This window comes from Streptomyces sp. NPDC051214 (assembly GCF_040682375.1).
Classification (GTDB): domain Bacteria; phylum Actinomycetota; class Actinomycetes; order Streptomycetales; family Streptomycetaceae; genus Streptomyces.
In genome coordinates this window covers 201,342-216,374 of sequence record NZ_JBFBAT010000013.1, presented here as the reverse complement: position 1 = coordinate 216,374, position 15,033 = coordinate 201,342, and the positions used below count along the sequence as shown (strand labels likewise).

The 15,033-nt window shown below is 70.1% G+C and carries 12 protein-coding genes; 4 read left to right on the top strand and 8 right to left on the bottom strand.

The window, feature by feature from the left end:
- Nucleotides 1-29 precede the first annotated feature (29 nt).
- The 6 genes from asnB to AB0M70_RS31355 all read right to left on the bottom strand — a co-directional run bounded on the left by asnB (nucleotide 30) and on the right by AB0M70_RS31355 (nucleotide 9,020).
- Nucleotides 30-1,958, bottom strand: a complete 1,929-nt coding sequence (gene asnB, locus AB0M70_RS31380) for an asparagine synthase (glutamine-hydrolyzing) (RefSeq protein ID WP_365825193.1) — start codon at nucleotides 1,956-1,958, stop codon at nucleotides 30-32.
- A gap of 3 nt (nucleotides 1,959-1,961) precedes the next feature.
- Nucleotides 1,962-3,488: a Wzz/FepE/Etk N-terminal domain-containing protein gene (locus tag AB0M70_RS31375; protein WP_365825191.1), complete on the bottom strand. Its 1,527-nt coding sequence runs from the start codon at nucleotides 3,486-3,488 to the stop codon at nucleotides 1,962-1,964.
- Nucleotides 3,485-4,855 (bottom strand): Wzz/FepE/Etk N-terminal domain-containing protein, encoded by a 1,371-nt coding sequence (locus tag AB0M70_RS31370; protein ID WP_365825189.1) that lies wholly within the window; start codon nucleotides 4,853-4,855, stop codon nucleotides 3,485-3,487. Before AB0M70_RS31370 ends, AB0M70_RS31375 begins: the two co-directional genes overlap by 4 nt.
- Nucleotides 4,852-6,144 carry a glycosyltransferase family 4 protein gene (locus AB0M70_RS31365; RefSeq protein WP_365825187.1) on the bottom strand — a complete coding sequence of 431 codons (1,293 nt, stop codon included), beginning with the start codon at nucleotides 6,142-6,144 and terminating at the stop codon, nucleotides 4,852-4,854. The genes AB0M70_RS31370 and AB0M70_RS31365 overlap by 4 nt, the downstream gene beginning before the upstream one ends.
- Complete coding sequence (locus AB0M70_RS31360) at nucleotides 6,134-7,450, bottom strand: nucleotide sugar dehydrogenase (protein WP_365825185.1); 1,317 nt, start codon at nucleotides 7,448-7,450, stop codon at nucleotides 6,134-6,136. Before AB0M70_RS31360 ends, AB0M70_RS31365 begins: the two co-directional genes overlap by 11 nt.
- 91 nt (nucleotides 7,451-7,541) lie before the next feature.
- Nucleotides 7,542-9,020 (bottom strand): sugar transferase, encoded by a 1,479-nt coding sequence (locus AB0M70_RS31355; protein ID WP_365825321.1) that lies wholly within the window; start codon nucleotides 9,018-9,020, stop codon nucleotides 7,542-7,544.
- Between the two features lie 978 nt (nucleotides 9,021-9,998).
- On the opposite strand from AB0M70_RS31355, the gene AB0M70_RS31350 reads away from it, so the two are divergent.
- On the top strand, nucleotides 9,999-10,874 hold the full coding sequence (locus AB0M70_RS31350) for an alpha/beta hydrolase (RefSeq protein ID WP_365825183.1): 876 nt from the start codon (nucleotides 9,999-10,001) through the stop codon (nucleotides 10,872-10,874).
- A 57-nt stretch (nucleotides 10,875-10,931) separates the two neighbouring features.
- Here the strand turns inward: AB0M70_RS31350 and AB0M70_RS31345 are convergent, their stop codons facing one another.
- Complete coding sequence (locus AB0M70_RS31345; protein WP_365825181.1) at nucleotides 10,932-11,657, bottom strand: nucleotidyltransferase domain-containing protein; 726 nt, start codon at nucleotides 11,655-11,657, stop codon at nucleotides 10,932-10,934.
- 133 nt (nucleotides 11,658-11,790) lie between these two features.
- On the opposite strand from AB0M70_RS31345, the gene AB0M70_RS31340 reads away from it, so the two are divergent.
- From AB0M70_RS31340 to AB0M70_RS31330, 3 genes are all read left to right on the top strand, one after another.
- Nucleotides 11,791-12,996: a cytochrome P450 gene (locus AB0M70_RS31340; protein WP_365825179.1), complete on the top strand. Its 1,206-nt coding sequence runs from the start codon at nucleotides 11,791-11,793 to the stop codon at nucleotides 12,994-12,996.
- 75 nt (nucleotides 12,997-13,071) lie between these two features.
- Complete coding sequence (locus tag AB0M70_RS31335) at nucleotides 13,072-13,287, top strand: hypothetical protein (RefSeq protein WP_365825177.1); 216 nt, start codon at nucleotides 13,072-13,074, stop codon at nucleotides 13,285-13,287.
- A 261-nt stretch (nucleotides 13,288-13,548) separates the two neighbouring features.
- Nucleotides 13,549-14,397 carry a hypothetical protein gene (locus tag AB0M70_RS31330; protein WP_365825175.1) on the top strand — a complete coding sequence of 283 codons (849 nt, stop codon included), beginning with the start codon at nucleotides 13,549-13,551 and terminating at the stop codon, nucleotides 14,395-14,397.
- Nucleotides 14,398-14,401: 4 nt separating this feature from the next.
- Here the strand turns inward: AB0M70_RS31330 and AB0M70_RS31325 are convergent, their stop codons facing one another.
- Entirely contained in the window at nucleotides 14,402-15,028 is a 627-nt protein-coding gene (locus AB0M70_RS31325; protein WP_365825173.1) for a GyrI-like domain-containing protein, read from the bottom strand.
- Nucleotides 15,029-15,033 lie beyond the last annotated feature (5 nt).

Here is a 15,033-nt window from a genome sequence, read left to right as displayed (position 1 = left end):
AGCTCCTCTTATTTCTGCGTTCAACGTCGTCAGGCCGCTTGGCTCTGGCCGGAACCAGAGGTCGCGCCGCGATACCAGTACTCGAGGGTCAGCACATGCCACAGATGCTTGGAGAAGTCCCGCTGCCCCGCGGCGTCCTCGGCCACCATCCGCGCCAGCGCGTCGCGGCGCAGGAGACCGGAGTTGACGAGCACACCGTCGTTCACCACCTCGCGCACCAGCGGGGCCAGATCCCGGCTCATCCAGGCGCGCAGCGGCGCGCTGAACAGACCCTTGGGCCGGTACACGATCTCCCGGGGGAGTACGGAGGTGGCCGCCTCCTTGAGGACGGCCTTGCCCTGCCGGCCGACGATCTTGCGGTCGCCGGGCACGGCGAACGCCGCCTTGACCACCTCCACGTCCACGTACGGCACCCGTACCTCGGTCGAGGCGGCCATGCTCGACCGGTCGGTGTAGGCGAGGTTCAGGCCCGGCAGGAACATCCGGGCGTCACCCAGGCACATGCGGTTGACGAAGTCGTCCAGGTCGTTGTCCTGGTAGATGTCCGCGTGCTCGGTCACCACGTCCTCGACCGTCCCGGCCAGGTCCGGGTCGACCAGGGCGAGCAACTCGTCCTGGTCGTACATGGTGTAGCTGCGCCGGAAGGCGGTCTCCTCCGGCAGGTCGGCGAAGGACAGGAACCGCTTGGCGAAGCGCACCGACCGGTAGCCACGGCGGGCCGTGGCTACCGGCATCCGGTCCACGGCCGCGGACAGGCCGCGCCGCAGGGGCCGCGGGACGCGCTGGTAGCGCAGCGCGAGCAGGTTGGCCAGGTGCTTGCGGTAACCGGCGAACAGCTCGTCGGCCCCCATCCCCGACAGCATCACCTTGACCCCAGCCTCCCGGGCGGCCGAGCAGATCAGGTAGGTGTTGATCGCCGCGGGGTCGCCGATCGGCTCGTCCAGGTGGTAGGTCATCTGCGGCAGCAGCTCGAGGACGTTCGGGGCGATCTCGATCTCGTGCAGGTCGACGCCGAACTGCTCGGCCACCTGCCGGGCATAGCGCAGGTCGTCGGGCATCGCCTCGAACTTGGCGTCCTCGGCGCGGAACCCGATGGTGTACGCGGAGATCCCGGGCCGGTCGCGGGCGGCGAGCGCGGTCAGGTAGCTGGAGTCGAGGCCGCCGGAGAGGAAGGTCGCCACGGGCACGTCGGAGAGCAGGTGGCGCCGGGTCGACTCCTCGACGATGGCGGCCAGATCGGGCTGCTCACCGCTGAGGGCGCGCTCCCGGCCCTCGGCGGCGACGTCCTTCAGGTGCCAGTACCGGCCGCGCTCCACCCGGCCGTCGGGCCGCACCCGCAGCCAGCTCCCCGGGGGCAGCTTCTCCGCCTCGCGGAACGCGCAGCGCGAGTCCGGCACCCAGTAGTACAGCAGGGATGCCACCATCGCCGCAGGGTCCACCTCGAGGGAACCGCCGGTCACGGCGGCGAGCGCCTTGAGTTCGGAGGCGAACACCAGACCCTGGCCGCGCCGGAGCAGGAACAGCGGTTTGATGCCGAGCTGGTCGCGGGCGAGCACCAGTTCACCGGTGCGCTCGTCGAAGATCCCGAACGCGAACATGCCGCGTAACCGGGGAAGGCAGTCGGTGCCCCAGCGCCGCCATGCCTCAAGCAGCACCTCGGTGTCGGAGGTGCCGCGAAAGCGCACTCCGGCGGCCGTCAACTCGGCCCGCAGCTCGGGCGCGTTGTACAGCTCGCCGTTGTACGTGAGCGACAGGCCGTTCGAGACCATCGGCTGGGCGCCGGTCTCGGACAGGTCGATGATGGCCAACCGGCGGTGCCCGAGATGTACTTCGCCGTCACCGACGGAGTGGCTGTAGCGGCCGGCCCCGTCCGGACCGCGGTGGGCGAGGGTGTCGGTGAGCCGGTCGGCCACGACCTTCCCGCCCGGCCACCGGTATGTGCCTGCGATGCCACACATGTATTACCGCGCCTCCTGGTCGCTGTCGGGGACTCGTACTGCCCATGACGGCCGCTCCGTCAGCTGCCGGCCTGCCGCGTTCTGCCGGGCAAGACGTTCGTTGTGGCCCCGCAGCGCGGTGTGCTGGCCATCCCACAGGGTGCCGTCGGTGCGGTCCCGCGGATCGGGGTCGATCAGCACCACGCCGATCACCGGGATGAGAAGGTCCGCGAGCTGCCGCGCCACGGTGTGCAGCCATGCGGTGCTGCCGTGCCCGGCACGCACGACGAGCACGGTCTGGGAACCGAGGTCCTGCAGGCCGGTCCACGCGGTACCGGGCGCGACCGAGCCGACGCCGAGCCTGCGCATCTGCGGCGGCACGTCCGCGGCACGATCGCCGCTGACGATGGCCGGGCCGCCCGGCTCCTGATGGCGGGCGGCGCGCTGCAGGGCCGGCAGATCGTCGATGATCACCACCGGGCTGTCCGCCGCCAGGGCCCCCGCGAGGTCCAGGGCGAGCACGCTCGTGGTGTGCGCGCAGCCCAGTTCGAGAAGGGACACCGATTCCCCGGAGTCCCGCACGGTGCGGGCCAGGGTCGCGATGAGCCGCTCGCGCTGTGCGCGGGTGCGTCGGCGCTGCCACAGTGTGACCGGCCGCCGGGGCACGCGGCGCAGCTCGGCGATGACCGAGGCTCCCAGGTTCGCCGCGATCTCCCGGCGCAGGACCGGACGGTCCGCCACCACCGAACCGACCGCGGCCACCGCGAGCCCGAGGACGAGCCCCAGAGCGAAGCCGATGCCGCCGTTGGTGACGGCGGCCATGGGCACCGAGTGCCGCACCGCGCGCGGGTCGTCCACGATCTGCGTGCCGGAGATGATCCGGGGGGTGCCCACGCGCGCGTCCTCGGCGCGCTGGTCGAAGTCGGCGATCCGAGAGGTGAGCTCGGCCCGGCGGGCGAAGAGCGACTCCATGCTCGCCGAGGACTCCGGGTCGGTCTCCGGCGTCCTGCCCCCGATCGACTCGTTGACCCGGGCGAGTTCCTTGCGCATCCGGTCGCGCTGGTCGCGCAGGGCCTTGGCCTCGGCCTTCGCGGTTTCCTGCATCCGCCGCACATGATCCGCGATGAACGCGTCCGCCAACGCCTTGGCGCGGGCCACCGCTTCCGCGTCGCTGTCGCCCGTCACGTCGATCTGCAGCAGGTTGTTGGTCAGGCCGGTGCCCCGGTAGTCCTGCAAGAAGTCTTCCGGCTTCACCGAGGACTTGAGGGACTTCAGGGCCTTGTCGGCGATCCGCGTGGTCTGCAGCACCTCGACGTCGGTGCGGATCAGCGTCCCGGTGTCGTTCGGCTGATCGTCCTGGTGCGCGACGAGCACCTTGGCCATGGCGGCCGGCGGCGGCGGTCGCAGGACGGCCACGGCGGCGCCGATGAGCAGCCCGATCAGGGCCAGGGAGCACCAGAGGCGACGGCGCCTGCGCACCGACACCACCAACGCCTGCAGGTTCAGCAGCGGAGCGGCTGTCGACGACTCCGAGGTCGTGTTCGTCGTCATGCCGAACCTCCCGTCGCCTGGCCGCGAGCGGCGAGCGCCGGAGCGGCCTGCTCCGCAGGGTGTTCGACCGACCGCGTGGGACGGGTCCGGACCGTGCCGGCGACGACGACGCCGACGACCTCGTGCCTGCCGTCCGCGCACGCCTCGGCGATGCCGGTGAGCTCACTCGCGGTCCAACTGCCCGCGCTGAGGACGACCAGGGCGCCGGACTCGGTGTCCCGGTCCGGCACCGTCGGCCGGGCCACCGAGACGTCCACCATCCGCAGCTGCGGATCGCTCTTGGCCTCGGCGACGAGCTGCCCGGCGGCCTGACGGCCGATCTCGTCGCCGTCCGGGACGACCAGCAACAGCCTGCGCGAGCCGGGCACTTGGATACGGATGCGGGCGCACACCCGCCGGTAACGGAGCTGTCTGCCGGCCTCGTCGCCGGTCGCCACCGGGGTCGGCATGTCCCAGCGGGAGTCGACGCCGAGGAAACGGCGGACCCAGGCCCACGGGCCCTGGCCCTGCGACCGGTAAGCGGTCCGTCCACCGGGCACATCGACGGTGCCGATCACCGTCGAGCGCAGCGCCGCGGCGATCTCCGCCTCGGTGCGCAGCCGCCGATTCGACCGTGCCGCGGTGAGGTGGGCGATGACCGAGACCAGAAGGAACAGCAATGCCCCGCCGGCCATGAGCTGCGTCCTTGTCGGCGGTGCCTCGCCGGTCGGCAGGGCCGCCGGGCCCATGACGACCATGCCGGCCTTGCCGGTCGCCGGATCGGCCTCCTCGAGCTTTTGCATGGCCTCCTCCAGAGAACTGCGCAGCTTCTCCAGCGAGGTGCGGGCCTGCACGCTCTCCACGGTCTGTCCGGGGTCCGCCGCCTTGGCCAGTTCGGTGATGCGTCGGTTGGTCTCCTCGACCTTCTTGCGCAGCGCCTCGGGCCGTGAGGCCCTTGCCGGGTCGGTGCTGCCGCCCGCGACGCGCGTGGCGAAGGTGACGAACTCCTTGGCGACCTGGTCGGCCAACTCCTGTGCGTGCTCCGGGGTTTCGGCCGTACCCGAGATCTTGACGATGTTGCCCTCGGCGGCCTTGGCGCTCACCTGGTCGATGAGCTCGCTGCCGTCGCCGCCGGTCCAGTCGAGCGTGTCGGCCACCCGGTCGACCACCGACGAGCTGGTCGCGACGTTCACCTGGGTCACCAGCTCGCGTTCTTCCCAGGCCCCCGGCAGCAGTACCGATGCCGACGCCGTGTAGCGCGGCGGGAAGACCGCCACCGAGGCGCCGTAGCCGACGAGCGCGCCCAGCAGGGCGACGGCGGCGAGCAACCGCCAACGCGCACGGAAGATCCGCCCGATCGTGACCAGACGTATCGTGTCTTCGCTCAACGTCGCCGCCTCCTCCCCATCCGGCTCGGGGCGCCACCGACACGGGTGCGTCCGTGGCAGGCGGCGGCGTAGGCGGCGAGCAGCGATCTCTGGGAGTTCTGCCAGGAAAGTTCTCCGCCGACCCGCTCCTGGCCGAGCTTGCCCATCCGGGCGCGCTTCTCGGGATCGTCGAGCAGCACCGCGATGTGCTCGGCGAACTGGGCCTCGTCGTTGGCGGGCGCGTAGACGGCGGCGTCGCCGGCGGAGACGCGCGCCTCCTTGAGGTCGAAGGAGACGATCGGCTTGCCCATCGCCATGTACTCCATGACCTTGTTCATGGTCGACACGTCGTTGAGCGGATTACGCGGGTCGGGGGAGAGGCACACGTCCGCGGTGGACAGATAGCGCACCAGCTCGGCGTCCGGGATGCGCCCGGTGAACTGCACCTGCTCGGAGAGTCCCAGTCGCCGGGACAGCTCCACCATCGCGTCGAAGGCGTCGCCGGCGCCGACGAACACCGCGTGCCAGTCGGTACGCCCGAGGTTGTCGCGCAGCTTCGCCAAGGACCGCAAAGCGTAGTCGACGCCGTCCTGCGGGCCCATGACGCCCAGGTAGCACAGCAGATGCTGCTTGCCGTGCTTCAACTCCGGTTCGGGCGGCACCGGTTGGAACCGCTCGATCACGGGCGCGCTGCGCACCACGAAGACGTCCTCGGGCCGCTTGCCGCCGCGGCGTACCGCGACCTCGCGGTAGCTCTCGTTCGTGGCGAGGACGATGTCCGCGGCCCGGTAGGTCATCCGCTCCAGGGCGCACACGGCGCGGTAGAGCAGGTCCTCGCCGCGGTCGAACCGGGAGAGGTACAGCTCGGGCACCAGGTCGTGCTGGTCGAAGACGAATCGCGCGCCGAGCCGCTTGAGCCGCAGCGCGGGCAGGAACAGCAGGTCGGGCGGGTTGCAGGCGTGGACCACGTGGACCGGGCCGACCTTGCGGGCAAGGCGGGCCGTGTGCCACAACGCCGATCCGTACTCCCGCAGATAGCCGGCGGGGCCACCGGTGGCCGCGCGCAACGGGTAGCGGTGGATCCGCACCCCGTCGATCTCCGCTTCCGGCTCGGTGTCCCGCTTCTCCCCCCGCGGGCAGATGACGTGCACCTTCCAGCCCGCGTCGCGCAGCGTCGTGCACTCCTGCCACACCCGCCGGTCGAACGGCACCGACAGGTTCTCCACCAGGATCAGCGCCCGACGGCCCGTCCCGTCGCCGCCGGTCGTGTCGCCAAAAGCTGTGTCACCAAAAGCTGTGTTACCAAGCAAGGCCTATGTACCCCGGTTCTGTCCGGCGCGCGTCGGCGTCGGGAAGGCGGATGAGATCGACGATCACCGGTCCGTCGCCATGGGGCAGCGCCGAGAGAACGTCCGGGTCCTTGGTTCCGACCAGGCACACTTCCGCGTGCTCGAGCACCTCGTCGACGGAGTCGGCCATCAGTTGGGCGAGGTGCGGCAGCCGGGTCTCGATGTATTCGCGGTTCGCGCCGATCAGCCGGGAGAGGCTCACGTTGGCGTCGTAGATCCGCAAGGAGTAGCCCTTGCCGTGGAGTCTCTCCGCCAGTTCGACGAGCGGGCTCTCGCGCAGATCGTCGGTGCCGGGCTTGAAGGAGAGACCGAACAGACCCACCTGGCGCTTGCCGGTGCGCTCGACCAGCTCCACCGCGCGCTGCAGGTGATCGGAGTTGGAGGGCAGCACATGGGAGAGGATCGGCACCGAGACATCGGCCCGCTGCGCCGCGTGGACCAGGCTGCGCAGGTCCTTGGGCAGGCAGGAGCCGCCGAAGGCGAAACCGGGCCGCAGATAGGCCGGGCTGATGTTCAGCTTCCGGTCGGCCAGGAACACGTCCATCACCTGGTGCGAGTCGACCCCGAGCGCCTGGCACACCGCTCCGAGCTCGTTCGCGAAGCCGATCTTGAGGCCGTGGAAGGCGTTGTCCGCGTACTTGATGGCCTCGGCCGTCGGGACCGGTACCCGGAACACCTCGCCGGGCAGCCCCTCGTACAGCGATGCCACCACGTCGCCGCTGGCCGCGTCGAGTTCGCCGATGACGGTCTTGGGCGGATCGAAGAAGTCCCGCACGCTGGTGCCCTCGCGCAGGAACTCCGGGTTGACCGCGACCCCGACGTCCACGCCGGCCGTGCCGCCGACGGACTTCTCCAGGATCGGCACCAGCAGATTCAGGCAGGTGCCGGGGAGCATGGTGCTGCGGAACACGACGGTGTGCCGCCCGCCCCGCTCGGCCAGGGCGGCGCCGATCTGCTCGGTGACCCGCTCCAAGTACGTGGTGCACAGGCTGCCGTTGGGCTCCGACGGCGTACCCACGCAGACCAGCGACACATCGCTGCCCATGATCGCTTCGCGGACGTCGGTGGTGGCGCGCAACGCTCCGCTTCGCACGGCGTCGGCGACGAGGTCGCCGATCCGCTCCTCGACCACCGGGGCCTTGCCGTCGTTGACCAGGTCGACCTTCACCTGGTTGACGTCCACCCCGATGACCTCGTGACCCATGCCTGCCAGGCACGCGGCCGACACACAGCCCACATAACCGAGCCCTAAGACGCTGACCCTCATATTCCGTTCCTCCCCCCAGGCGCGGCCTTCCGGCCCGCCTTCCGTACGCCGGCCGGACCACGGTCCCCGCGCGTCAGTTGCATGCGTCGCATCAGTAGGCCCCTTGTCCCCGCAGCACCGCCCGCAGGGTCTTCCACAAGATCACTGTGTCCAGGGCGAGCGACCAGTCCTCCACATACCGCAGGTCGAGGCGGACCGCCTCCTCCCATGGCAGGTCGCTGCGCCCGCTGATCTGCCACAGGCCGGTGAGACCCGGCTTGACGAGCAGCCGGCGCCGGATGTCCGGGCCGTACGCGGCGGACTCCTCCGGCAGCGGAGGCCGCGGTCCGACGAGCGACATCGAGCCGGTGAGCACGTTGAAGAGCTGTGGGAGCTCGTCGAGCGAGTACCGGCGCAGCACCGTTCCCACACGGGTCACGCGCGGATCCCGGCGGAGCTTGAACAACAGCCCCGCGCCCTCGTTGCGGTCGGCCAGTTCGGCGCGTGCCCGGTCGGCCCCCACCACCATGGTGCGGAACTTGAAGATGGTGAACTCGCGGCCGTCCTTGCCGACTCTGCGCTGGCGATACACCGCCCCGCCCCGGCTGTCGATCATCACGAGCAGCGCGACGAGCACCATCAGCGGCGCGAACAGCAGCAGCAGAACCGTCGCGCCCAGCCGGTCCACGATCCCCTTGACCACCCGGCGCCCGCCGGTGAAGGTCGGCATGCTGACCCGGAGCAGCGGTATCCCGAGCACCGCGTCGACATGCAGCCGAGGACCTGCCACTTCCATCAGTACGGGGGCCACGACCATCTCGGCGTCGCTGCCCTCCAGGTTCCAGGCCAGTCGTTGCAGCCCGTCCGGTGACCAGTGCGGGTCCGGTGTGACCGCGACGACGCGGTAGCCGTCGCGACGGACATGGCTGGCGACGTCCGAGAGCCGGCCGACGACCGGCACGCCGTCCAGATGGTCGCCGTCGAGTCCATAACCGTCCGACGTGCACACCGCCTCGACCCGCCAGCCCAGATGCGGGAACTTCCGGGTCCGGGCGATCAGGTCGCTTACGGTGGCCAGGCTCCCGGCGGCGAGCACCGGGCGCAGGCACCGCCCTTCTTTGCGGTGTGCGTGCAGCCAGAGGCGCAGCAGATATCGCTCGGTCATGATGACGAGCGCGATCGCCGGGATGGCGACGAATATCCAGAGCTTGATGTTGCGCGAGGTGAGCGCGATCCCACCGAGCGCCAGTACGACGGCTGCCGTGAACAGCGAGCGTCCGAGCCGGCGGAACTCCTCCGCGCCCTGGCCGAGTACGGCCGGAGCCCAAGATCTGCTCGCCGCGAGCGCTCCCAGCACAAGGAGCTCGGTGCCGAAGGCGAGGATGCGCCACTTCTCGTGCCAGTTGGCGGCGTCCCGGACTCCGAAGAATCCGCCGATCGCCGCCACCACGAAGGCGGTGACCACGGCGTCGCTGGTGATCACGGCACGGCGGTAGCGCTGTTCCCAGTCAATCGGTGGTCGGCTGATGGCCCCGTTCCCCGGACGCCCGTGCGCCGGTGGAAACGGGCTGACTAATTCCCCCTGCTGCACAGACCCCCCCAGGTCGCCAGTGGGCTCGACGTGTTCGCTCCACACGGTTCCTCCCCCCGGGAGGCCCCCGCCCCCCGCACTGTGTCCTCCCCTCGGGAGGCCCCCGCCCCCCGTGCCACGCCACGCTGTTCCTCCCCCCGGGAGGCCTTCGCCCCCAGCAACCGACATCCCGGCTCATGCAGCGTTACTTGAGCACCCCACCCAAGCGGCAGCGGACTTGCATGCGCTGCCAGACTCCCAACGCGCGCAAAAGCCCGTCGAAACCCCGGGTGTTCCCCACACCCCGGGCTTCTTCCGGGCACCACGAATTGATCACCCCCAAGCCTGGCGCCGGGGTACACAAACTACTGGTCGTCCGTGGCGCCGGACTTATAGATCATCTTTTGTCGCCTCGTGTCCGCATGTGAAGCACGGTCAATCTAGACCATTGGCGCCGGTCTGAAGAGGGGATGTGTGTAATTTGTGGTCAACCTTTGAAGCTTGTTCAACTCTCCGGTGATCACTTGGGTTGCTTTGGTAGGGCACGTACATCCTGTGACCTGTGAGAATGGCACTTTTGAGGGGCCGTTGGAACCACCAACTCCACCGCCTGCGGGGCCTGTTGGCTCAAGACCGTCGCCGCCGGAGCCCCCTCTTCCGCGGAGATCGCCTGGCGCCGAGGGGATCTTGCGTGGCGGAACGACCGCGAGGGGTGCCCCTGAGGCTGCGGCGATCGCCGAAGGGGTGGGCGGCGCCGGGCGCACGTTACGGCGCGTCGGCTGAATTCGTGGGGTGAGTGCCGCATGTGGGTGAAGCCGCAACCACTCATCGAATTGAGCCTCGACCTCAGGTTTAGAGTGAGGCCGGAATGTCGAGCCTGCGCGGTGCGACCTATCAGGGGAACCGACACATGGCCGAATCCGGCCGGGGCAATTGGAAGATTGGTCCCGCGCCGACGGTGAATGGGCGGTACGGGCTTCGCCGCTCCAAGGAGGCCGCGTGTTCGAAGGATTCGAGACAGCGCAGATCGATGTCGGCGAGGCTTCCGTCTTCGTCCGCTACGGGGGACACGGCCCGCCGGTGGTGCTGCTGCACGGGCACCCCCGTACATCGGCGACATGGCACCGGGTCGCTCCGCTGCTCGTTCGAGCCGGACACACGGTGGTGTGTCCGGACCTGAGGGGGTACGGGCGCTCCAGGGGGCCACGCTTCACCGAGGATCACGCCGGCTACTCCAAGCGCGCGGTGGCCGAGGACGTGGTCGCCGTGATGCGCCGCCTCGGGCATCAAAGCTTCTCCCTCGTCGGGCACGACCGCGGGGGCGCCGTGGCGCTGCGCCTCGCGCTCGACCACCCCAAGAGTGTCTCCCGGGTGGTGTTCGCGGACTGCCTGCCGCTGACGGAGCATCTGTCGCGGATCACCGCCGAGTTCGCCACGCAGTGGTGGCACTGGTTCTTCTTCGCGCAACCGGGCATCCCCGAGCGTGTCATCACCGCTGATCCCGACAGCTGGTACCACGGGGACCCGCAGACGATGGGGGAGGGAAACCACGAGGAGTGGCGGCAGGCCGTACGTGATCCCGATGTGGTGCGAGCGATGCTCGAGGACTACCGCGCCGGACTCACCGTCGACCGGCGGCACGAGGAAATCGATCGCGCGGCCGGCAGGCGCATCGCCTGCCCGACGCTGGTCCTGTGGTCTCTGCGAGACGACCTGGAGGACCTGTACGGGGACCCTCGCGCGATCTGGCGCCGATGGGCCACCGACGTCCAAGGTCACGGCATCGACGCAGGCCACCACGTCGCGGAACAGGCCCCCGAAGACTTGGCCGCCGCACTGACGGACTTCCTGCGGCCGATCCCGGATGCCGGGTAGCGGCTGCGCACGGAGCGTCCCCCGCGCGGTCCGGCCCGCGATGGTGTCGCCGGCAGCTCAGGGGCGCCAGGGCTGGCGGTAGCCCTCGAGCAGTGGCCCGCCGAGCAGATCGAGGGCCTGCTTCACCGCGGCGGCCAATGGCAGGGGATCGGCGTGCTCGGCCACGGCCAGATGGCCGTCCAGCAGCGCTGTGCCGAGCGCGGGGTCGGCGCTGAGCAGCCGGCGAGGAAGCCATGTGCCGATTCCTGTCCAGGCCCCGTGGTGCGCGGTGACCAGGTCCGCTGCCAGGCGCAGCACCTGATCGGCGAGGGAAAGCTGTTCGTGCCGATTGCGCGCAGCGGTGTCGAGCAGGTCGTCCAGGAAGCAGGTGAGCGCGTAGCGGCCGTGTTCCCACTCCGCCGTGGTGAGCGCAGGAGGGCCGGAGGCCAGCATCTCCTGGGCCCGTTGGCGCGTGCGGGCCACGTGCCCGTGCGGATCCGTCAGCGGCAGGCCTTGGTCGTAGACGAACAGGACGGTGGCGCGACGCCGGGCCCGGTCCCAGGCGAAGAACTCCGGTATGTCGGCGAGGGTGTTGAGGAACAACTCGACTGTCCGGCCCTCGTGGCGCCGCACCTCCCGCCGGCTGATGTCCGAGTCCGGAAGGAGTACGGCCACATCGAGGTCGCTGGCCGCCGTCGCGTGTCCTTGAGCGGCGGAGCCTCCGAGCAAGGCGCCCAGGGCGTCGGGAAAGAGTTCGGTGACCACGCGGAGGGCGTGGGCTTTCGCGGCTTCTTGACCATCCATGGGCGCTCATCGTGCCAGGTGCCGGGGGAGCGGTACTGATGACCCCAAACCGGGGAACGATCCCCGCTTCGTGTTACGGTCACCGCTGTCAGATAAGCGGGGAGTAATCCCCACTTCCTTTCGGGAGCCGTCGATGCGCACGCAACACCCCACCCTCCAACTCGCCGACCTCACCCAGGACTTCACGGCCGACCCCTACTCCGCCTTCGCCGCACTGCGCTCCCGCGGGCCCGTCCACCACGTGCGCTTCCCCACCGGCGACGAGTCGTGGCTGGTGGTCGGGCACGAGGAAGTGCGCGCCGCGTTCGCGGACCCCCGGTTCCGCAACGACGTACGGCACTCTGCCGACTTCGAGGACGACGGGCTGTACGCCGTGGGCCGCAACATGCTGCAGGTCGACCCGCCCGACCACACCCGCCTGCGGACGCTGGTGGCCCGCGAGTTCACCGCCCGACGCGTCCAGGCGCTGCGGCCCCGCGTCCAGGAGGCCGCCGACGCGCTCCTGGACGCCGTGGAGGCCGACGGCCGCGCCGACCTCGTGGCCGCCTACGCCTATCCGCTGCCGCTCACCATCATCTGCGAGCTGCTCGGCGTGCCGGAAGCGGACCGGGCCGCCTTCCGTGCGTGGTCCACCAAAGTCGTCGCCCTCGACGAACCGGAGCAGTCCGCCCTCGCCTCGCAGGAGATGGCGGTCTACCTCGCGGGCCTTGCGGAGGAGAAGCGCCGCCTGCCGGACGCGGCGGAGAGCGATCTGCTGCACGCGCTGATCCGCACCCACGACGGAGACGGAGCCGACCGGCTCACGCCGGAGGAACTGCTCGGCATGGCCTTCCTGCTGCTGGTCGCAGGACACGAGACCACCGTCAACCTCATCGCCAACTCCGTCCACCTGCTGCTCCGGCATCCCGAGCAGCTCGCAGCACTCCGCGCCGACCCCGAGTTGCTCGCCGGCGCGGTGGAGGAAACCCTCCGCTTCGAGTCGCCCGCGCCCGCGGGTACCTATCGCTACACCGCGGAACCCGTCACCCTCGGCGGTGCCGACATACCGGCGGGCGCGCGGGTCGTGCTCTCCATCGCCGCCGCGAACCGTGACCCCGCGCGCTTCCCGGCCCCCGAGCGGTTCGACATCCACCGCGACCCGGCCGCGACCCGCGCCCACCTCGCCTTCGGACACGGCCTGCACCACTGCCTGGGCGCTCCGCTGGCCCGCCTGGAGGCGACCCTGGCCCTGCGCACCCTCCTCGACCGCTTCCCCCGCCTGGCCTTCGACGGCGACGGCGCCCCGCAGTGGAGGCCCAGCCTCATGCGGAGCCTGCGAGAGGTGCCGGTGCGCTGGTAGACAACAGAGCCTTGTCGACAGCAGAGCCGCCGTTTTCCTCCGAGTTGCCCGGATGTGCGCATCCTGGTGGCCCTCGTGATCGTTCAAGTGGGCATGAAGAACACGAAGCGCGTTGTCGTCGCCCTGTCCGCTGCCGCTGCTGCATTCGCCGTGGCCGCACCCGCTCACGCCGACGAGAGCCCCCGCGAGGGCAGCATCAACCTTCCCGACGACCCCCGTCAGGTCATCGACGGAGTGCGTACGGGTCTTGAGGTGACGTCCATGGGCCTGGAGGCGGCGCAGGCCCGATGAGTGCCTGAGCTTTGCGAGTCGAGTGGGGGGCGCGCCCGTTGCCGGGCGGGCCCCCTGCTTTTGGGCGAGGGGGAGCGGTGAAGCGGCTGGCGGAGGGGCCGGTAAGGTAGCGCTCTTCGGGCGGCTCGGCCCCTGGAGTCCCAGAGGCGATCGCCCATGAATTTGCGCCGCATATCTGCTCGTTCCAGTGCCGCGACACGTTACGTGTGGCGGCTTCCCCTTGCTGACGCCGCCCGGGGGTTCCGGGCCCTGTGGTGGAGCGTGGGGCCTGCCGGGGAGCTCGCGGTCCTGCTGGTCCACCGACGCCACCTGGAGCGGGGCAGCTACTCGCCCAAGGGATGGATAGGGCTGAGGCCGTCGCTCCCGTTCAGCGGTGTGCTGCTCACTCTCACGGGATCGGGGGAGCGGCGCACCCCGGTGAAGGACATCGCGATGTGGCCCTGCCACCTCGCCCTCCTCCCCGACTCCCGATTCCTGCTGGTGAACGGTCGTACGCTCCTGAACAAGGCCGAAGGCTTCTGGAAGCCCAACGCCGTGGTGTTCTCCGCCTCCGGCACACCTGAAGCCGAGTTCTGCGTCGGAGATGACATTCCCGCTCTGGTCACCGACGCCCACGGAGGCATCTGGACGGCTTACGGAGACGAGGGCATCTACGGCGGCCACCCCGAGTCCGGGGCGGGCCTGGCAGGTTGGGACACCCAGGGGCAGCCGACCTGGACTCCGAGAGGACGACTGCCCGACCACCCGCTGGAAGGCTGCACCGCAGCGACCGAGAACGAACGGGTATGGCTCGTCTGGTACGCGGGCGGCAGAAGCGGCACCTTCCTGACGCGCATCACCCCGTCCACCGGCGACGTCGTCAGCTACCCCAGCCCCGTCCGCGACCCGGACGGATTCGCGGTCCGGGGCGACCGGGCTATCCTCACCCGCCGGGTTCACAACAAGCGGTCCGTGGAACTGACCCGCGCCGAACTCAGCGGCGGGGCCTGGACAGTCACCGGCCGGGAACACATCCGGGTGCCGGGCCGCGTCGTGCTGCGCTGCGGTCAGGGCCGCGACGGCTTCCTCTGGCTCCGCGCGGGCGACACCTGGCTGCGCATAGAGGCGTAAGACGTCAGTCGCCCCGCGCTTCCACGGGTTGCCGCAGGATCGTCTTGAGTCTGGCGGGGTCGGTCTTGCGTGGGTCGCTGAGGTAGATCTCGTGATGCAGCCCTGTCTCGCGCAGGTTGTTGGCGGGCAGGTACTCCTGGTGCAGCCGGGTCAGGATCGGTGTCTCGTCGTCGTACGAGCCGATGTGCAGGACCTGGGCGCAGGTGCCCTCGCGCAAGGTCTCCGACCGGACGTCCGCGATGGACGGAAGGTTCTTCTTGGAGAGGGCCGTGCGCTTGGCGTCATCGATCACGTCGTCGCTGATCCAGTCGGGGACGTTGATCAGCAGCCGCCATCGCCAGTTGTCCTTGCGCCTGGCGAGGAAGTCGTCCATGTCGTCCGCCCACCACAGGCCTTCGAGCGGGCCCACGACGAAGTCCTTTCCGAGGTCGCCCTTGCTCGCGAATTTGACGGTGTAGGCGACCGGGTAGAGCGCCTCGACCGCGCGGCGGTACGCGTCGCTGGTGTTCGGATTCCCGTGTCCGTCGATGGCGAGGAAGCGCAGCTCGGGGATGTCGAGGAGCTCCCAGTCGGTGTTCTTGGGCGCGTAGCACCTCTTGAGCTCGCGTTTGACGTCGTACTTGGCGGTCATGCCGG